We start from the raw sequence: 17,286 nt of genomic DNA, 5'->3' as shown, positions 1-17,286 counted from the left end.
CTACGCGCAGGCCATCGCCGGCGCAGAGGCTTTTTACGCTGAACATGGCGGCGCGACCGACAAGCACATGAGGGTTCTCATGCCCTGGCTGGAGCAGGCACGTTGAGGCGCCCACTGACCCTTCGTGCCTACGGCCTGCTGGCGCGGGCGCTGTCGCCGGTCTGGCATTTCGGTCTGCAGCGGCGCCTGGGTCGCGGCAAGGAGACGCCAGACAGCGTGCAGCAGAAGCTGGGCCTGGCCTACGAGGCGCGACCGGCCGGCACCCTGGTCTGGGGCCACGCGGTGGGCGTGGGCGAATCGCTGGCGCTGGCCGGGCTGTTCACACGCCTGGGCGAGCGCCGGCCGGACCTGCACTTCCTCATCAGCACCACGGCGCGCACCTCGGGCGATGCGCTCAAGGGCCGGCACGGCCAGTCCATCCTGCCGCCGCGTTGCCAGCACCAGTTCGCGCCGGTGGACACGCCGGACGCGGTGGCCCGTTTCCTGGACCACTGGCGCCCGGCGCTGGCCGTGTGGTGCGAGATGGACCTCTGGCCCGCGCTGATGGACGCGACCGACCAGCGCGGCATTCCGCGGGTACTGGTCAACGCCCGCCTGTCCGTCGCCTCGCTGGCCAAGCGCCGCTGGGGTCGCTGGATCTACGCCGCCCTGCTGCCGGGCTTTCGCGCGCTGTTCGCGCAGAACGCCGAATCGGTCGACGCGTTGGTGGCGTTGGGTGCTCCACGCGAACGCTGCCGCGTGACCGGCACCATCAAGACCCTGTCACCGCCTCTGCCCTGCGACGCCGATGCCCTGCTGCGCTGGCAGACCGCGCTGGCCGGACGGCCGGTCTGGCTGGCGGCCTCCACCCATCCCGGTGAAGAGGCCCTGGCCCTGCAGGCCCATGAAGCGCTGCGCGCGCAGCATCAGGATGCGCTGCTGCTGATCGCTCCACGCGTGCCCACGCGCGGCGCCGAGGTGCTGGCGCTGTGTCCCGAAAGCACCCTGCAACGCAGCACTGACCCGAGTACCTTGCCGGGTGCCGACAGCTGCGTCTACCTGGCCGACACCATCGGCGAGCTCGGCCTGTGGTACCGGCTGGCGCCCGTGGCGCTGGTGGGCGGCTCCATGGCCGAAGTCGGCGGCCACAACCCGCACGAACCACTGGCACTGGGCTGCACCGTGCTGCACGGACCGAACGTGCGGAATTTCAGCGAGAGTTACGCCGAACTCAGCGCACAAGGCCTGAGCCGCACCGTCACCAGCGCTGACGAACTGGCGGCCGCGGTTCAGGCGATCTGGCAGAAGGCCCAGCCCCGCACGCCCCATCGCCCGCGCGACCCGAAGATCGAGGCGATGGTGGAGCAGCTGGATGCCTTGCTAACGCCCTGAACGGGATCAATGCGCCGAGGCGCCGACCACGGCGTCGGGCTTCACCTGCTTGAGCAAGGCCAGCATCTCCCCCTCGATGCGGTGCAGCGCCTCGGGCGTGTGGCCTTCAAAGCGCAGCACCAGCACCGGCGTGGTGTTGGACGCACGGATCAGGCCGAAGCCGTCCGGCCAGTCCACCCGCAGACCATCGATGGTGGACACCTGGGCAGACGCTTCAAAGCGTGCCGTCTCCACCAACCGCGCCACCACCGCGTGCGGCTCGCCTTCAGCGCAGGCCACGTTCAGCTCGGGCGTGCTGTGGCTGGTTGGCAGGTGTTCCAGCACCACATTGGCATCGGGGCTGCGGCTGACGATTTCCAGCAGGCGGGCGCCGGCATACGTGCCGTCGTCGAAACCGAACCAGCGCTCCTTGAAAAAGATGTGGCCGCTCATCTCGCCGCCCAGCGGGCTGTCCAGCTCCTTCATGCGCGCCTTGATCAGCGAATGGCCGGTCTTCCAGATCACCGGCACGCCACCGGCCGCCTCGATGGCTGGTGCCAGGCGCTGCGAGCACTTCACGTCGAACAGGATGTTCCCGCCCGGCACGCGCGCGAGCACGTCCTGCGAGAACAGGATCATCTGGCGGTCGGGGTAGATGTTCTGGCCACTCTGGGTGACGATGCCCAGGCGGTCGCCGTCGCCATCAAAGGCCAGGCCCAGCTCGGCACCGGTCTCGCGCAAGGCCTTCTGCAGGTCCAGCAGGTTCTCGGGCTTGCTCGGGTCCGGGTGGTGGTTGGGGAAATGGCCGTCCACCTCGCTGAACAGTTCCACCACCTCGCACCCCAGCGCGCGGAACAGCGCGGGCGCCGAGGCCCCGGCAATGCCGTTGCCGCAATCCACCACCAGCTTCATCGGGCGCGCCAACTTCACGTCGCCCACGATGCGGGCGGTGTAGTCGGCCAGCACGTCCACCGAGCGCACGCGGCCCCCCGGCAAGCGCACGCCGGCGTCGGCCTCGATGCAGCGGCGCAGGGCCTGGATCTCTTCACCGTAAATGGCCTTGCCCGCCAGCACCATCTTGAAGCCGTTGTAGTCCTTGGGGTTGTGGCTGCCCGTGACCTGGATGCCGCTGCGGCACAAGGTGGCCGCCGCGAAGTACAGCATGGGCGTGGTGACCGGGCCGATGTCGATCACCTCGATACCCGCCGCCACCAGACCGCGGATCAGCGCCGCCGCCAGCCCCGGCCCGCTCAGGCGCCCGTCACGCCCCACAGCCACGGTTTTTTCACCTTGCCGCAGTGCCTCGGTGCCGAAGGCCAGGCCAAGGGCCTCGGCCACCGCTTCGTCCAGCGTGCTGGGCACGACGCCCCGGATGTCGTATGCCTTGAAGATGGATGCGGCGACTTGCAAGCGGGGCTCCTGGAGGGTGGTTGGACGGCAGGGCATTGTAGGCAGCGGACGCGGCGACCACAGGTCCGGAAACGGCCAGTCATGGCGCTCCGGCCGCCGTACCATCACCCGCATGGACACCTCGCCACGGCACGACGACGACGCCCGCTACCGCGCCCTGTGCTCGCACGACGCGCGCTTTGACGGTCGGCTGTTCGTGGGCGTCACCTCCACCGGCATCTACTGCCGGCCGGTGTGCCGGGTGCGCACGCCGCGGCGCGAAAACTGCCGCTTCTTCGACCATGCCGCACAAGCCGAGCAGGCGGGCTTTCGCCCCTGCCTGCGTTGCCGGCCCGAGCTGGCGCCGCTGCAGCGCCACTGGTCCACCGAGGATGCGAGCGCCATCCTGGCCCAGCAAGCCACGCGCTGGCTGGACGACCCGGCTCACTGGTCCGACGAAGGCGACGCGACCCCCGCCATGGAGCGGCTGTCGGCCCGCCTGGGCGTGAGTTCCCGCCACCTGCGCCGCGTGTTCGAGGCGCAGCTCGGCGTCTCGCCGCTGCAGTACCTGCTCACGCGCAAACTGCTCACCGCCAAACAGCTGCTGGCCGACACCAGCCTGCCCATCGCCCAGGTGGCGCAATCCAGTGGTTTCGCCAGCCTGCGCCGCTTCAACGCCGCCGTGGCCGAGCACTACGGCCTGAACCCCAGCCAGATGCGTCGACGGGCCGAACCCGACCGAGACCGCACGCTGCGCCCCGTAGCGATGACGTGGTGCCCACCCTACGACGCATCGGCCATGCTGCGGTTTTTGGGCGATCGCCACCTGCCCGGCGTCGAATGCGTGGACAGCGGACCGGCGCTCACGCTGGTGCGCACGGTTCGGCTACAGCACGCGGGCCGCATCCATACCGGCTGGTTCACGGCCCGGCTGGAGCCCGACGCCCACCGCCTCTGCCTGAGCGTGAGCGACGGCCTGCACCTGGCTCTGCCGGCTCTCATCTGGCGGGTGCGCGCCCTGTTTGATCTGGACGCTGATCCCCACGCCATCAACGCGCTGCTGCACGCCGACTTCCCAGCCGGCGACGGGTTGCGCGTACCCGGCGCGCTCGATGGTTTTGAATTGGCGGTGCGCGCTGTGCTGGGCCAGCAGATCAGCGTGGCCGCTGCGCGCACGCTGGCGGCACGGCTGGCCGAACGCCTGGGCGAACCGATCGAGACAGGCCATCCGCAACTCACACGCCTTTTCCCCGACGCCGAAGCCCTCGCAAGTGTGGAACCTCAGGTGCTTGGCGAACTGGGCATCGTGCGACAGCGCCAGGCCGCGCTGCAGGCCCTGGCCCGCGCGGTGCTGACCGGCATGGTGGACCTGGACGCCGGTGCCGACACCGAACGCACCCTCCAGACGCTGGTCGCCCTGCCAGGCATCGGCCCGTGGACCGCGCAATACATCGCCATGCGCGCGCTGCGCTGGCCCGACGCGTGGCCGGTTGGCGACGTCGCCCTCACGCAGGCCCTTGGCCTGCCCGATCACCGCAGCGCGGCGGCGCACCGCACAGCCCAACAACGGTCACAACACTGGCGCCCCTGGCGCAGTTACGCCGTCATCCGCGCTTGGTCCGGCGCCCACATCCCACAGGAAAGTTCCAAATGAACACCTCCCCTGCCTTGCAATGCGCCACCCACGCCACGCCGCTGGGCCCAGTGTTGCTGCTGGCCAGCACCCACGGGCTGGCCGGACTCTGGTTCAGCGGCCAGCGACACCATCCGTCGGTCGAGCGCGTCGCGCAATGGACACACACCCCCAGCCACCCGCTGTTGCGCGAAGCGGCGCGCCAACTCGATGCGTACTTCTCAGGGTCAGGCCACACGTTCGACCTGCCACTGGACCTCGGGACCGGTACGGCTTTCCAGCAGGCCGTCTGGCAAGCGCTGCTGGGCATCCCGACAAGACATACCTGCAGCTACCGGGCACTGGCCCAGCAGGTCGGCCGTCCGCTGGCGGTGCGCGCGGTCGGTGCGGCCGTGGGTCGCAACCCGCTGAGCATCGTCGTGCCCTGCCACCGTGTGGTGGCCAGCGACGGTAGTCTCACCGGTTACGCGGGCGGGCTCGAACGCAAGCGCGACCTGCTGCATCGGGAGTCGGCATTGATCAAGCCCGCGCATCAATCGACAGGCAAAAGAACATCAACGCCGAGCGAGGCCCGACCAGGATTGGCGCGACACTGATCCCATGTCGCTCGCCCTCGGTTTCGAATTCCTGTTGCTCGCCGCCCTGTGGGGCGCGTCGTTTCTGTTCATGCGCCTGGGTGCCGCCGAATTCGGCCCGCTGCCCACCGCCGGTTTGCGCGTGGCGCTGGCCGCGCTGTTCCTGCTCCCGGTGTTCCTCGTGCGCGGCGTGTGGGCCGACTTCCGGCAGCGCGCCCGCGCCATCCTGTTCGTGGGGCTGCTCAACTCCGGCATCCCGTTCGTCCTGTTCGCTTTCGCGGTGATGCACATTCCCACTGGCGTGACCGCCATCCTCAACGCCACCGTGCCACTGACCGGCGCCGTGGTCGCCTGGCTCTGGCTGGGTGACCGACCGGGCGCGTCGCGCATGCTGGGTTTGGGCGTTGGCTTTGCTGGCGTGAGCCTGCTGGTCATTGGCAAATCGGGCTTTGCAGCACTGACCGGTGGCGGGGCCAGCGCCAGCACCACGCTGCTGGCCATGGGCGCCTGCCTGCTGGCCACGCTGTGCTACGGCATCGCCGCCAGCTTCACCAAACGCTACCTGACCGGCGCCCATCCGCTGGCCACGGCCACCGGCAGCCAGATGGGCGCAGCGCTCGGCCTGGCCTTGCCCACCTGGTGGCTGTGGCCCGCGCAACCCGCGAGCAGCACCGCCTGGGGCGCCGTCGCCGCGGTGGCCTTGCTGTGCACCGCCATCGCCTACATCCTGTTCTTCCGCATCATCGCCCAGGCCGGGCCGTCCAAAGCATTGACGGTCACCTTCCTGGTGCCAGTCTTTGCGCTGGGCTACGGCGTGTGGTTCCTGGGGGAGTCCATCACCGCCTGGATGCTGCTGTGCGGCGTGGTTATCGTCTGTGGCACGGCGCTGTCCACCGGGCTGCTGCGGCTGGATTGGCTGGAGCGGCGCGGCTGAACGGACGCAGCGACCGGAGCCTGCCTGGCCGGCAGGCTCACTCACCAGTGAGAGGCACAAAGAAAAGCCGCTCACACCTCGCGATCTGAGCGGCTTTCAAATACTGGCGGAGTGGACGGGGCTCGAACCCGCGACCCCCGGCGTGACAGGCCGGTATTCTAACCAACTGCACTACCACTCCGCAGTGGTGCAGCTTTTTGCCTGTTGCTTGCGCTTCAGGCCAAGTGCCACAAACTTGGCGACCCTACGGGGATTCGAACCCCGGTACTCACCGTGAAAGGGTGATGTCCTAGGCCTCTAGACGATAGGGTCATAACCTAAGAACCGAATCATCGATTATAGCAGAACTACAACCCACAATTCTTCAAATTTTGGTGGAGGTAAGCGGGATCGAACCGCTGACCTCTTGCATGCCATGCAAGCGCTCTCCCAGCTGAGCTATACCCCCACAGGGTTTGCAAATTCACTCTGACTGCTTTGCTTACGCTCGTTTGTCAGTGCTCATCAGCAAGACTCGAATTATAGACCAGTTTTCAGCGTTTTTGCAAGCGGTCCAAAATTGTTTGCTGAAAATGGAGCTCGAGCACCGCGTCGAGCGACGGCGTCTGGGCCGTGCCCATGACCAGCACGCGCACCGGCATCGCGAGCTGCGGCATCTTGATGCCGTGGGCGGTGGTGGTTTCCTTGATGGCCGCGGAAATGGCCGCCTTGTCCCAGCTGCAAGCCGCCAGTTTCTGTGCCAGTGTGTCCAGCGCCGGGCGGATGGCTTCGGTGACATGCTGTGCGCGTTCAGCGTCGGACGGCGTGACGTCGGCATAAAACGCGGCGGCCCAGTCGGTCAGCGCCACAGTGGTGTCGCAGCGGTCCTTGAACAGGGCGCAGATGCGGGGCAGGCGCTCGTCGGCGGTGATGCCGCGTTTGGTCAGCTGCTCGCTCACCAGCTGCGCCAGCGCCACGTCGTCCATCGCCTTGAGGTGTTGCGCGTTCACCCACCGCAGCTTGGCGTCGTCGAAGCGGCCTGCACTGGTGCCCAGGTGGTCCAGGTTGAACCACTGCAGGAACTGCTCGCGGCTGAAGATTTCGTCGTCCCCGTGGCTCCAGCCCAGGCGGGCCAGGTAGTTCACCATCGCGTCGGGCAGGTAGCCTTCGTCGCGGTACTGCGTCACCGGCTTGGCACCGTTGCGTTTGCTCATCTTTTCGCCCTGCTCGTTCAGCACGGTGGGCAGGTGGGCGTAGACCGGCGGCTCCTTGCCCAGGGCGCGGAAGATGTTGATCTGGCGCGGCGTGTTGTTGACATGGTCATCGCCACGGATCACGTGGGTGATGGCCATGTCGATGTCGTCCACCACCACGCAGAAGTTGTAGGTGGGCGTGCCGTCGGGACGCGCGATCACCAGGTCGTCGAGCTCGTCGTTGCTGAATTCGACGCGGCCCTTGCACTTGTCTTCCCACACCACCGAACCGCCTTGCGGGTTCTTGAAGCGCAGCACGGGTCTGACGCCTTCTGGCACGGGCGGCAGCACCTTGCCCGGCTCCGGGCGCCAGGTGCCGTCGTAGCGCGGCTTTTCCTTGTTCGCCATCTGGCGCTCGCGCAGCGCATCGAGCTCGGCCACGCTCATGTAGCAGGGGTACACATGACCGCCCGCCACCATCTCGGCCAGCACCGCCTTGTAACGGTCCATGCGCTGCATTTGGTAGAACGGGCCTTCGTCGTGGTCCAGACCCAGCCACTTCATGCCTTCGATGATCACGTCCACCGCGGCCTGGCTCGAACGCTCCAGGTCGGTGTCTTCGATGCGCAGGATGAAGGTGCCGCCGGTGGCGCGGGCAAAGGCCCACGGGTAGAGCGCAGAGCGGATGTTGCCCAGGTGGATGAAGCCGGTGGGCGATGGTGCGAAGCGGGTGCGGACGGTCATGAGAGGGAAGAGAAGATTCAAAGACTGGAGAGGCCGCGATCGAGGTCGGCGCGGATGTCGTCCAGGTGTTCAAGGCCCACGGCCACTCGGATCAAGCCCTGGCCGATGCCGGCGGCCTGGCGCTGCGCTTCGGACAGCTTGCCGTGCGAGGTGCTGGCGGGGTGGGTGCACAGGGTCTTGGTGTCGCCCAGGTTGGTGCACAGCGACAGCACCTGCAAGCGATCGAGCACATGGAACGCGCGTTCACGGGCCTGCTCGGGGCTGCTGGCCTTGACGTCAAACGACAGCACCGCACCGCCGACGCCGTTCATCTGGCGCATGGCCAGTGCGTGCTGCGGGTGGCTGGTCAGGCCGGGGTAGTACACGCGCCCCACGGCGGGGTGAGCCTCCAGCCAGTGCGCCAGCGCCAGGGTCTGCGCGCTTTGCGCTTTCATGCGCAGGTCCAGCGTTTCCAGGCCCTTGAGCACGACCCAGGCGTTGAACGGCGAGAGCACCATGCCGGAGTTCTTCTGCACCGGCAGGAATTTCTCGCGCACCATGGCTTCGCTGGCGCACAGGGCACCCGCCATCACGCGGCCCTGCCCGTCCAGGTATTTGGTGCCAGAGTGCATGACGATGTCGGCCCCCAGCGCGATGGGCCGTTGCAGCGCCGGTGTGGCAAAGCAGTTGTCCACCGCGAGCAGCGCGCCGGCGTTGTGCGCCAGGTCGGCCAGGGCCGCGATGTCGCACACCTCGCCCAGCGGGTTGGTCGGCGTTTCAGCGAACAGCAGGCGCGTGGTGGGCCGCATGGCCGCACGCCAGGCCGCCAGATCGGTCTGCGGTACCACCGAGGTTTCCACACCGAAGCGGCCAAACTCGGAGCCGATCAGCTTGAGCGTGGACCCGAACATGGACTGCGAAATGATGACGTGATCGCCCGCCTTGAGCAGGCTGAAGCACATCAGCATCACCGCGGCCATGCCTGAAGCGGTGGCCATGCAGGCCTCGGCACCTTCCAGCGCGGCCAGCCGCATCTCGAAGCTGGTCACGGTCGGGTTGCCGGAGCGGCCGTAGGTGTAACCGTCTTCCTCACCGGCAAAGCGGCGCGCCGACTCTTCGGCGGACGGCTGCACATAGCCGCTGGTCAGGTACAGGGCCTCGGAGTTTTCGCCGTACTGGCTGCGGTCCACCGACAGCCGCACCGCGAGCGTTTCGCGGTGCAGGCCGGCGGGAGAAGAAGCGTCGTCTTTGCTCATCCGGATCTCGTTCAGGCGGTCTGTGCGTTGGGCAGGGCCAGGCGCGAGGCGTCTTCCTGGCCTTCTTCACTGTGGTCACGGCCCTGGTTCATGCGGGCAATGGTTTCCTGCGTGATGTCGCCGGTGACGTAGACGCCGTCGAAGCACGATGCGTCAAAGCCGGCCAGGCGGGGGTTGAGCGAGCCAATGGCCTGCTTCATCGCGTCCACGTCCTGGTAGATCAGCGCGTCGCAGCCGATGATTTCGCGGATCTGCTCGACCGTGCGGTCGTGTGCCACCAGTTCCTGCGGCGTGGGCATGTCGATGCCGTAGACGTTGGGAAAACGCACCGGCGGCGCGGCACTGGCCATGTAGACCTTGCGCGCACCGGCGTCGCGCGCCATTTGCACGATTTCCTTGGAGGTGGTGCCGCGCACGATGGAATCGTCCACCAGCAGCACGTTGCGCCCCTTGAATTCGCTGGCGATGACGTTGAGCTTCTGACGCACCGACTTCTTGCGCACGCCCTGGCCCGGCATGATGAAGGTACGGCCGACGTAGCGGTTCTTCACGAAACCTTCGCGGTACGGCAGGCCCAGGATCTGCGCCAGCTCCATGGCGCTGGGGCGCGAGGATTCCGGGATCGGGATGACCACGTCGATTTCATTGGGCGGCACGGTGGAAATCAGGCGCTTGGCCAGGGTCTTGCCCAGGTTCAGGCGCGCCTGGTAGACCGAAATGCCGTCGAGCACCGAGTCCGGGCGTGCCAGGTACACGTATTCGAAGATGCAGGGGTTGTGGCTGACCTGGTCGGCGCACGACTGGACATGGATCTCGCCTTGCAGGTCGACAAACAGCGCCTCGCCGGGCTGCACGTCGCGGATCAACTCGAAGCCATTGCCTTCGAGCGTCACCGACTCGCTGGCCACCATCACCGCGCCTTCGGCGTTGCGGCCCACGCACAGCGGGCGGATACCGTAGGGGTCGCGGAAGGCCAGCAGGCCGTGACCGGCGACCAGCGCGATCACCGCATACGAGCCTTTGATGCGCTGGTGCACGCCGCGCACCGCCGCGAACACGTCGGCCGGCTTGAGCGACACGCCACGGGTGGACTTTTCCAGCTCGTGCGCCAGCACGTTGAGCAAGACCTCGGAGTCGCTCTCGGTGTTGATGTGGCGGTGATCGGTCTGGAACAGCTCCTGCTTGAGCGCCTTGGCGTTGGTCAGGTTGCCGTTGTGCACCATGACGATGCCGAACGGCGCGTTGACGTAGAAGGGCTGGGCCTCTTCTTCGCTGAAGGCGTTGCCCGCCGTGGGGTAACGCACCTGGCCCAGGCCCACGTTGCCCGGCAGTGCGCGCATGTTGCGCGTGCGGAACACGTCGCGCACCATGCCCTTGGCCTTGTGCATGAAGAACTTGTTGCCCAGTTGCGTGGCAATGCCGGCCGCGTCCTGGCCACGGTGCTGCAACAGCAGCAGCGCGTCATAGATCAGCTGGTTGACCGGCGTCTGGCTGACCACACCCACGATTCCACACATGTTCGAATCCTCAACGACAGAATAAAAAAACCATCACGCCAGGTGCCGGGCCAGGGCCTCGGGCAACAGTGGCTGCAGGGCGTGCAAGGCGCTGGACAGCACACCCGCCACCGGCGACTGGCGCCAGCGTTCCTGGGTGTGCAGCGGCGTCATCTGCACCACCATGGTCAGCCCCAGCAGGATCACCGCGCCCCGCAGCAGGCCAAACGCCCCACCCAGCACGCGGTCCACCGGCCGCAGGCCCACGGACTCCACCAACTTTTTCATCAACCACGACAGCAGGCCGCCGACAAACGCCGACGCCAGGAACACCGCCGCGAAGCCAATGGCCACGCGCAGCGGCTCCGAAAAGCCCTCCACCGGCAGCCAGACCCCCATGGGCGCCCCATAACGCTGGGCCAGGACAAAGGCCACCACCCAGACGGCGACCGACAGCACCTCGTACACCAGCCCGCGCCACAGGCCCACCACGCAGGACAACAGCAGCACCGCCAGCAAGGCCCAGTCCAGCCAGCTCATGTCGGGCGCCTCACAGCGTGAGGATGGCCGCCGGCAGCCCCAGCGCCTTCACGCGGGCGGCGGCCTTGTCGGCTTCGGCCTTGGTCGCGTAGGGGCCGACGCGCACACGGATGCGCTTGCCCTCGGCCGTTTCGGCCACGTGGGTGTAGGTCTTGAGGCCGGCACGTTCGAGTTTCAGGCGCGCCTCGCGGGCACGGGCCACATCGGCAAACGCCCCCACCTGCACCACGATGCGCTGGCTGGCGGCGTCGGCCTTGTCGGTGGCCGCCTTGTCGCTGGCTTTGTCGGCGGTCTTGCCTTCGAGCAAGGCGCGGGCGCGGTCGGCTTCGTTGGCCGCGGGCTTGACCGTCGGCTTGGCGGGCTCCGCCTTGGCAACCGCCTCGGCCTTGGGTTTGGCTTCGGGCTTGGCCTCGATCTTGGGATCGGCCTTGGGTTCAGGCTTGGCTTCGGCCTTGGCCGGTACCGCCGCCTTCGGGGCCGCGGCCGGCTCCACCACCTCTTCGCGCGGCCCCAGGCTCTCGCTGGCCGAGACGCTCGCAGTGGTGGCGGAGGCCCCCGCCTGGTTGGACTCGGCCACTGGCGCCTGCGCCTTGGGCGCCGGCAACGCGGGCGGTGTGTTCTTGGCCGGGATCACGATGGGGATGTCCACCGGCAGCGGACGGGGCTGCGTATCGAACAGCAGCGACAGGCCCACCACGCCCAGCAGCACCAGCACGACGGCACCGATCAGGCGGTGCCGCGCCCGCCGGCGCACCGCCTCGATGCTCTGCGGCGGCGCCGCCGATGCGTTGCCCTGAGAAGCGGAACGGGAAGTGAACATGCGGGTGGGTCAGGACGCCATCCAGGCCTGGCGAAGGGCGCAAACCGACAGATGTCAGGCGTGGATCGGCTGTGTGGACGGGCTTCAGGTCGCCAGGTGTTTGGCGGACAGACGGGGCACGCCATCCTGTAAAACCCCACCCACGGTATAGAAGGAACCGAAGACCACGATTCTATCAGCCGGGTCTGCGGCGGCGACCGCGGCGCGCAGGGCGTCCATGGGGCTGGCGTGCAGCCCGGCGACGCGTCCGCCCGGGCCGCTCAGGGGCTTGGGCAAGGCCTCGATCTGCGCGGCCAGCGCCTGCGCCGAACTGGCGCGCGGCAGCGGCAGATCGGTCAGGTGCCACTGGTCGACCAGCGGTGCGATGCGGGCCAGCATGGCGCCCAGGTCCTTATCGGCCATGGCGCCGAACACAGCATGGGTGACGGGGTGGAAACCCATGGCGTCCAGGTTTTCGGCCAGCGCCGCCACCGAATGCGGGTTGTGCGCCACGTCCAGCACCAGGGTGGGCTGGCCGGGCACGATCTGGAAGCGGCCCGGCAGCTCCACCAGCGCCAGGCCGTTGCGCACCGCCTGCGCGGTGACCGGCAGGCGCGATCGCAGCGCCTCGATGGCGGCCAGCACGCCACTGGCGTTGACCAGTTGGTTGGCGCCGCGCAGCGCCGGATAGGCCATGCCGGCGTAGCGGCGCCCGCCGTGCGAGGGGTGCATGGCCCAACCCCATTGCTGCTGGTCACCGGCAAAGTGAAAGTCCTTGCCCAGGCGCCACAGGTCAGCGCCCACTTCCAGCGCACGGTCCAGCACGCTTTGTGGAGGCACTGGATCGCTGACCACCACGGGGCGGCCGGTGCGCATGATGCCGGCCTTTTCGTAGCCGATGGCTTCGCGGTCGGGCCCGAGGATGGCCATGTGGTCCAGCGCGATGCAGGTGATGACGGCGCAGTCGGTGTCGACGATGTTCACCGCGTCCAGCCGGCCACCCAGGCCCACCTCCAGGATCACCACGTCCAGCCCGCTGCGCGAGAGCGTGCGCAGGATGGCCAGCGTGGTGAACTCGAAATAGGTCAGCTCGACCACCTGACCGTCGTCGCCCTCGCCCAGGCGCGCGGCTTCCACCTCGGTGAACGCGGGCACCAGCGCGTCGGCCGCCACCGGCTCGCCCTGCAGACGGCAGCGCTCCTCAAAGCGCACCAGGTGCGGCGAGGTGTAGACGCCGGTGCGGTAACCCGCTTCGCTGTAGATGGCTTCGAGCATGGCGCAGGTGGAGCCCTTGCCGTTGGTGCCGGCCACGGTGATCACCGGGCAGTCCATGGCCAGGCCCATGCGGCGGGCCACCCGCTGGACGCGGTCCAGCCCCATCTCGATGCCGCTGATGCCCTGGGGGTGCAGTCGCTCGCAGTGCGCGAGCCAGTCTTGAAGCGATGTCATGTCCGGATTATCCCGGGGCCCGGCGGCACCCGTCGCCAGCGCCACCGGTGCCATGGCAAGGGGTGCGGTCAAACCCGCTGGGTGGGGCACACCACCCGCCACCGGGGCAAATGCCCCACTCCAACCGCACAGCCATATCAAAAAGCCCTTGATTTCATTGAGTTTTCAGGCTTCCAAGCGGCTGGCACGCTCGCTGCAACTCAAGCTGCGAATGTGCACTTTGCACACCCCAAACACCCAACACCATGCTCTCCCCCAACACCGCTCTGCACGCCGAACAGGACGCGCTGCTCGTTGCCATCGGCGCCGTGCTCGCGCCGCTGGCCCAGCTGTGCGTGGCCCGCGGCCTGCCCATCCAGGCGGTGGAATCGCAGCTGCGCCGCAGCTTCGTGCTGGCCGCGTGGCGGGCGCACGAGGCCTCGGGCACCACCCCCAACACCAGCCGGGTCAGTGCCTCCACCGGCCTGACGCGGCGCGAAGTCGGTCGCCAGCTGGACAACGAGCTGGCCCCCGCGCCCTTGCACCACTCGCCCTCGTCCCAGGTGTTCACGCGCTGGCTGACCGACCCGACCCTGCGCGACGCACAGCAACATCCCATCGCCCTGCCCCGCCAGGGCGACGCCCCCAGCTTCGAGGCGCTGGCCCAATCCGTCACCCGTGACGTGCACCCCCGCACCCTGCTGGACGAACTGTGCCGCCTGAACCTGGTGAGCCTGGACGGCCGCAGCGACACCGTGCGGCTGCAGGCCGATGCCTTCGTGCCGCGGGGCGACTGGGCGCGCATGGTCGGCTTCCTGGGCCAGAACGTGGGCGACCACCTGCGCGCCGCCACCGCCAATGTGCTGGGCGACGGCCAGCAGCACTTTGAACAGGCGATCCACGCCGACGAGCTCTCCGACCAGTCCATGGCGGCCGTGCGCCAGATGGTCAGCCGCGAGTGGAAACAGCTGCTCGAAACGCTGGTGCCCGAGATCGAGGCCCTGATCGAGCAAGACCGAGTGGAACGCCGCCGCATGGACCAGCAGGTCCGCATCGGTTTCTTCTCGTGGACCGAACCCATGCCATCCCCCGTCACACACCCACAAGGAGCCTCCCATGAACAAGCATGACCTGATCGAAGCCGGCCTGACCCGGCGCCAAACCCTGCTGGCGATGCTGGGCGCCGCCGGTCTGAGTGCCTGCGGCGGGGGTGGCGACGTGGCCGGTGTCGGCCAGGGCGGCACCGGCGCCTTCTCCATCGGGCCGATCACGGGTCTGGGCTCCATCATCGTCAACGGCATCCGTTACGACGACTCGGCACCCGGCGTCAGCATCCTGAGCGACGACAGCACGTTCCGCCGCGAAGACTTGCGGCTGGGCATGGTGGTCGCGGTGCAAGGCTCGCCAGCCGTCAACGGCCAGTCCACCGCCACCCGCATCGTGCTCGGCGGCGAACTGGTCGGCCCCATCGCATCCAAGGCAACCAACAGCTTCGTTGTGCTGGGCCAGACCGTGAACGTCACCAACAGCACCTTCTACGACCCGTCCATCACGGGCGGATTGGCCGGGCTGACGGTGGGCCAGGCGGTGGAGGTGCACGGCATCGCCGATCCGGCCACCAACAGCCTGACCGCCACCTATGTCGAGCGCAAGTCTTCTCCCTCGGAATACCGGTTGCAAGGTGTGGTCACGGCACACGACGCGGCCGCAAAAGCCTTCAGCATCGCCGCCCTGGACATGAGCTACGCCACCACGCCGACAGACCGCGTGCGCGCCACCCCGCTGGTCGGCGCCCTGGTGCGCGTGCGCCTGGGCACGAGCGCTGTGGGCGGTGTCTACCCGGTCAACCGCATCCGCAAGCCGGAAGACTCGTTCAGCGGCTTCAGCGGCGAAGTGGAGTTCAAAGGCACCATCACCGCGTTCACCAGCACCAGCAGCTTCAGCGTCAACGACCTGCCGGTGAACGCCAGCGGCGCGAGCTTCCCTGAAGGAACCGGCGCCATCGTGGCCGGCGCATTCGTCGAGGTCAAAGGCTCGCTGGTCAACGGCGTGGTGGTGGCCACCCGCGTGAAGCCGGAAGACGACGGGACGGCTGGCGGCACGGGCATCGAATTTGAACTGCACGGCACGGTCTCGGCCGCCGCTGTCAGCGGATCGGGCGGCAGCTTCACGCTGACCTCTTCGGGTGGCGTGGCCGTCGCCGTCAGCTGGACCAGCGGCATCGAGTTCCGCAACGGCACGGCGGTCAACCTGGTCAACGGCCGTCGCGTCGAAGTCAAGGGCTCGCTCAGCGGCGGCAGCAGCGTCACCGCCACCCGCATCAGCTTCGAGGACTGAGCGCTGCGGGGCGATCAGGCTGCGAAGCGGTCGGTCGCCTCGATCAGGCGGTCCAGAATGCCGGGCTCGTTGAAGGCGTGCCCGGCGTCGGGCACCAGGTGGAACTCGGCCTGCGGCCAGGCGCGGTGCAGGTCCCAGGCGGTGCGGGCCGGGGTGCAGGCGTCGTAGCGCCCCTGCACGATCACGCCGGGAATGCCAGCCAGCTGGTGCGCGTCGCGGATCAGCTGGCCCTCGTCCATCCAGCCGTCGTGCACGAAGTAGTGGTTCTCGATGCGCGCGAAGGCGAGCGAAAACGCGTCGTTGGAATGTTTGGCGGTGTTGGCCGCGTCGGGCAGCAGGCGGATGGTCTGGCCCTCCCACAGGCTCCAGGCGCGGGCGCAGGCCAGTTGCGCCTCCCGGTCGTCGCCGGTCAGGCGCTGGCGGTAGGCGCTCAGCAGGTCGCCGCGCTCGGCCTCGGGGATCGGGGCCAGGAAACCTTCCCACAGGTCCGGGAACAGCCACGAGGCACCTTTCTGGTAGTACCAGCGCACCTCGTCGCGGCGCAGGGTGAAGATGCCGCGCACCACCAGCTCGGACACGCGCTCGGTGTGCGTCTGCGCATAGGCCAGCGCCAGCGTCCTGCCACAGGAACCGCCGAACACCAGCCAGCGCTCAAAGCCCAGCAGGGTGCGCAGCCGTTCCATGTCGGCCACCAGGTGCCAGGTCGTGTTGTTCTCCAGCGATGCGGCGGGCTTGGAGCGGCCACATCCGCGCTGGTCGAACAGCAGCACGCAGTATTTCTGCGGGTCGAACAGGCGGCGGTGATCGGGCGAGCAGCCCGAACCCGGCCCGCCGTGCAGGAACACCGCGGGCTTGCCTTGCGGGTTGCCGCAGAGTTCCCAGTAGATCTGGTGGCCGTCGCCGGTGTCGAGCACACCGGTCTTGAAGGGTTCGATGGGCGGGTAGAAGCTGCGAAGGGTCATGGCGGACAGCGGCGCAGCCAGGGAGCTGCGTGACAGAATTCGGGGGATGACCACACTCTACGGCATCCCCAACTGCGACACCGTCAAGAAAGCCCGTACCTGGCTGGCCGAACACGGTGTCGAACACAGCTTCCACGACTTCAAGAAACAGGGCGTGCCCGAGGCCGCGCTGGACCGCTGGCTGACCGCCGCCGGCCACGAGACACTGGTCAACCGCAAGGGCACGACCTGGCGCGGGCTGGACGAGGCCACCCGCGCCGCCGTGGTCGACAACGCCAGTGCCCGCGCCCTGCTGCTGCAACACGCCAGCGTGATCAAGCGGCCTGTGGTCGAGTGGGCCGATGGGTCCATCACGGTGGGCTTTGACGCGGCCGACTGGCAAGACCTGGTCTGAACCCCGGGGCACGATGCCCCGCCGCCTAAAATCGCGGTTTCGCCTTCGTTTTTCATCCGGACACATCCATGAGCACCACCCAGATCAGCGGCGTTGCCGTCAACACCCAGGCCAGCGTCTATTTCGACGGCAAATGCGTCAGCCACGGCATCACCTTCCCCGACGGCACCAAGAAGTCGGTCGGCGTGGTGCTGCCCGCCACCCTGACCTTCAACACCGGCGCGCCCGAGATCATGGAGTGCGTGGCTGGCGCCTGCGAATACAAACTGGCCGGCACCAATGTCTGGCTCAAGTCTTC

16 protein-coding genes and 3 tRNA genes are annotated in these 17,286 nt (G+C 68.0%); 8 read left to right on the top strand and 11 right to left on the bottom strand.

Going from position 1 to position 17,286, the window contains the following annotated elements; translation table 11 throughout:
* The first annotated feature begins 102 nt into the window (after positions 1-102).
* Entirely contained in the window at positions 103-1,371 is a 1,269-nt protein-coding gene (locus ACR2JA_RS11960; RefSeq protein ID WP_434009304.1) for a 3-deoxy-D-manno-octulosonic acid transferase, read from the top strand.
* A 6-nt stretch (positions 1,372-1,377) separates the two neighbouring features.
* On the opposite strand, the gene ACR2JA_RS11955 is transcribed toward ACR2JA_RS11960, so the two are convergent.
* The gene (locus ACR2JA_RS11955) at positions 1,378-2,760 is read right to left on the bottom strand and encodes a phosphomannomutase/phosphoglucomutase (RefSeq protein ID WP_434009303.1); all 1,383 of its coding nucleotides are present in this window, start codon (positions 2,758-2,760) and stop codon (positions 1,378-1,380) included.
* A 112-nt stretch (positions 2,761-2,872) separates the two neighbouring features.
* Between ACR2JA_RS11955 and ACR2JA_RS11950 the strand changes: the two genes are divergently transcribed.
* Genes ACR2JA_RS11950 through ACR2JA_RS11940 form a run of 3 tightly spaced genes read left to right on the top strand, consistent with a single transcriptional unit; the run spans position 2,873 to position 5,881 of the window.
* Positions 2,873-4,393, top strand: coding sequence for an Ada metal-binding domain-containing protein (locus tag ACR2JA_RS11950; protein ID WP_434009302.1), 1,521 nt, complete (start codon positions 2,873-2,875; stop codon positions 4,391-4,393).
* A complete protein-coding gene (locus ACR2JA_RS11945) occupies positions 4,390-4,968 on the top strand; it encodes a methylated-DNA--[protein]-cysteine S-methyltransferase (protein ID WP_434009301.1) in 579 nt (192 codons plus the stop codon). The genes ACR2JA_RS11950 and ACR2JA_RS11945 overlap by 4 nt, the downstream gene beginning before the upstream one ends.
* A gap of 4 nt (positions 4,969-4,972) precedes the next feature.
* The gene (locus ACR2JA_RS11940) at positions 4,973-5,881 is read left to right on the top strand and encodes a DMT family transporter (RefSeq protein ID WP_434009300.1); all 909 of its coding nucleotides are present in this window, start codon (positions 4,973-4,975) and stop codon (positions 5,879-5,881) included.
* Between the two features lie 104 nt (positions 5,882-5,985).
* On the opposite strand, the gene ACR2JA_RS11935 is transcribed toward ACR2JA_RS11940, so the two are convergent.
* From ACR2JA_RS11935 to folC, 9 genes are all read right to left on the bottom strand, one after another.
* Positions 5,986-6,062 (bottom strand) — tRNA-Asp (locus ACR2JA_RS11935).
* 55 nt (positions 6,063-6,117) lie between these two features.
* Positions 6,118-6,193, bottom strand: a tRNA-Glu gene (locus ACR2JA_RS11930).
* A gap of 60 nt (positions 6,194-6,253) precedes the next feature.
* Positions 6,254-6,329 (bottom strand) — tRNA-Ala (locus tag ACR2JA_RS11925).
* A gap of 85 nt (positions 6,330-6,414) precedes the next feature.
* Positions 6,415-7,797, bottom strand: coding sequence for a glutamate--tRNA ligase (gene gltX / locus ACR2JA_RS11920; RefSeq protein ID WP_434009299.1), 1,383 nt, complete (start codon positions 7,795-7,797; stop codon positions 6,415-6,417).
* A 17-nt stretch (positions 7,798-7,814) separates the two neighbouring features.
* Entirely contained in the window at positions 7,815-9,032 is a 1,218-nt protein-coding gene (locus ACR2JA_RS11915) for an O-succinylhomoserine sulfhydrylase (protein WP_434009298.1), read from the bottom strand.
* 11 nt (positions 9,033-9,043) lie between these two features.
* Positions 9,044-10,549 (bottom strand): amidophosphoribosyltransferase, encoded by a 1,506-nt coding sequence (gene purF / locus ACR2JA_RS11910; protein ID WP_434009297.1) that lies wholly within the window; start codon positions 10,547-10,549, stop codon positions 9,044-9,046.
* A gap of 33 nt (positions 10,550-10,582) precedes the next feature.
* Positions 10,583-11,068 carry a CvpA family protein gene (locus tag ACR2JA_RS11905; RefSeq protein WP_434009296.1) on the bottom strand — a complete coding sequence of 162 codons (486 nt, stop codon included), beginning with the start codon at positions 11,066-11,068 and terminating at the stop codon, positions 10,583-10,585.
* A gap of 10 nt (positions 11,069-11,078) precedes the next feature.
* Positions 11,079-11,888 carry an SPOR domain-containing protein gene (locus ACR2JA_RS11900; RefSeq protein ID WP_434009295.1) on the bottom strand — a complete coding sequence of 270 codons (810 nt, stop codon included), beginning with the start codon at positions 11,886-11,888 and terminating at the stop codon, positions 11,079-11,081.
* 84 nt (positions 11,889-11,972) lie between these two features.
* Positions 11,973-13,316, bottom strand: a complete 1,344-nt coding sequence (gene folC, locus ACR2JA_RS11895) for a bifunctional tetrahydrofolate synthase/dihydrofolate synthase (protein WP_434009294.1) — start codon at positions 13,314-13,316, stop codon at positions 11,973-11,975.
* Positions 13,317-13,561: 245 nt separating this feature from the next.
* Here folC and ACR2JA_RS11890 point away from each other — a divergent pair, with 245 nt between their 5' ends.
* Together ACR2JA_RS11890 and ACR2JA_RS11885 are read left to right on the top strand one after the other, a co-directional pair.
* On the top strand, positions 13,562-14,425 hold the full coding sequence (locus tag ACR2JA_RS11890) for a DUF6502 family protein (RefSeq protein WP_434009293.1): 864 nt from the start codon (positions 13,562-13,564) through the stop codon (positions 14,423-14,425).
* A complete protein-coding gene (locus tag ACR2JA_RS11885) occupies positions 14,412-15,632 on the top strand; it encodes a DUF5666 domain-containing protein (protein WP_434009292.1) in 1,221 nt (406 codons plus the stop codon). The genes ACR2JA_RS11890 and ACR2JA_RS11885 overlap by 14 nt, the downstream gene beginning before the upstream one ends.
* 14 nt (positions 15,633-15,646) lie before the next feature.
* Here ACR2JA_RS11885 and pip read toward each other — a convergent pair whose 3' ends face one another.
* Positions 15,647-16,594: a prolyl aminopeptidase gene (pip, locus tag ACR2JA_RS11880; protein WP_434009291.1), complete on the bottom strand. Its 948-nt coding sequence runs from the start codon at positions 16,592-16,594 to the stop codon at positions 15,647-15,649.
* A gap of 46 nt (positions 16,595-16,640) precedes the next feature.
* Here pip and ACR2JA_RS11875 point away from each other — a divergent pair, with 46 nt between their 5' ends.
* Positions 16,641-16,988, top strand: coding sequence for an ArsC family reductase (locus ACR2JA_RS11875; protein WP_434009290.1), 348 nt, complete (start codon positions 16,641-16,643; stop codon positions 16,986-16,988).
* Positions 16,989-17,056: 68 nt separating this feature from the next.
* Positions 17,057-17,286, top strand: a 230-nt coding sequence (locus ACR2JA_RS11870; RefSeq protein WP_434009289.1) for a pyrimidine/purine nucleoside phosphorylase, incomplete at its 3' end; no start/stop codon positions are given.

The organism is Hydrogenophaga sp., from assembly GCF_051007235.1.
In the GTDB taxonomy this organism is placed as follows: domain Bacteria; phylum Pseudomonadota; class Gammaproteobacteria; order Burkholderiales; family Burkholderiaceae_C; genus Hydrogenophaga.
The sequence above is the reverse complement of the archived record's forward strand: the minus strand, read 5'-3'. Positions and strand labels throughout refer to the sequence as shown.

Excerpts from the sequence above, each read along its gene's own strand:
- ACR2JA_RS11875 (WP_434009290.1), top strand. The coding sequence starts at position 16,641 with ATGACCACACTCTACGGCATCCCCAACTGCGACACCGTCAAGAAAGCC.
- ACR2JA_RS11900 (WP_434009295.1), bottom strand. The coding sequence starts at position 11,888 with ATGTTCACTTCCCGTTCCGCTTCTCAGGGCAACGCATCGGCGGCGCCG.
- gltX (WP_434009299.1), bottom strand. The coding sequence starts at position 7,797 with ATGACCGTCCGCACCCGCTTCGCACCATCGCCCACCGGCTTCATCCAC.
- ACR2JA_RS11890 (WP_434009293.1), top strand. The coding sequence starts at position 13,562 with ATGCTCTCCCCCAACACCGCTCTGCACGCCGAACAGGACGCGCTGCTC.
- ACR2JA_RS11940 (WP_434009300.1), top strand. The coding sequence starts at position 4,973 with ATGTCGCTCGCCCTCGGTTTCGAATTCCTGTTGCTCGCCGCCCTGTGG.
- purF (WP_434009297.1), bottom strand. The coding sequence starts at position 10,549 with ATGTGTGGAATCGTGGGTGTGGTCAGCCAGACGCCGGTCAACCAGCTG.
- pip (WP_434009291.1), bottom strand. The coding sequence starts at position 16,594 with ATGACCCTTCGCAGCTTCTACCCGCCCATCGAACCCTTCAAGACCGGT.
- folC (WP_434009294.1), bottom strand. The coding sequence starts at position 13,316 with ATGACATCGCTTCAAGACTGGCTCGCGCACTGCGAGCGACTGCACCCC.
- ACR2JA_RS11885 (WP_434009292.1), top strand. The coding sequence starts at position 14,412 with ATGAACAAGCATGACCTGATCGAAGCCGGCCTGACCCGGCGCCAAACC.
- ACR2JA_RS11915 (WP_434009298.1), bottom strand. The coding sequence starts at position 9,032 with ATGAGCAAAGACGACGCTTCTTCTCCCGCCGGCCTGCACCGCGAAACG.
- ACR2JA_RS11905 (WP_434009296.1), bottom strand. The coding sequence starts at position 11,068 with ATGAGCTGGCTGGACTGGGCCTTGCTGGCGGTGCTGCTGTTGTCCTGC.
- ACR2JA_RS11950 (WP_434009302.1), top strand. The coding sequence starts at position 2,873 with ATGGACACCTCGCCACGGCACGACGACGACGCCCGCTACCGCGCCCTG.
- ACR2JA_RS11945 (WP_434009301.1), top strand. The coding sequence starts at position 4,390 with ATGAACACCTCCCCTGCCTTGCAATGCGCCACCCACGCCACGCCGCTG.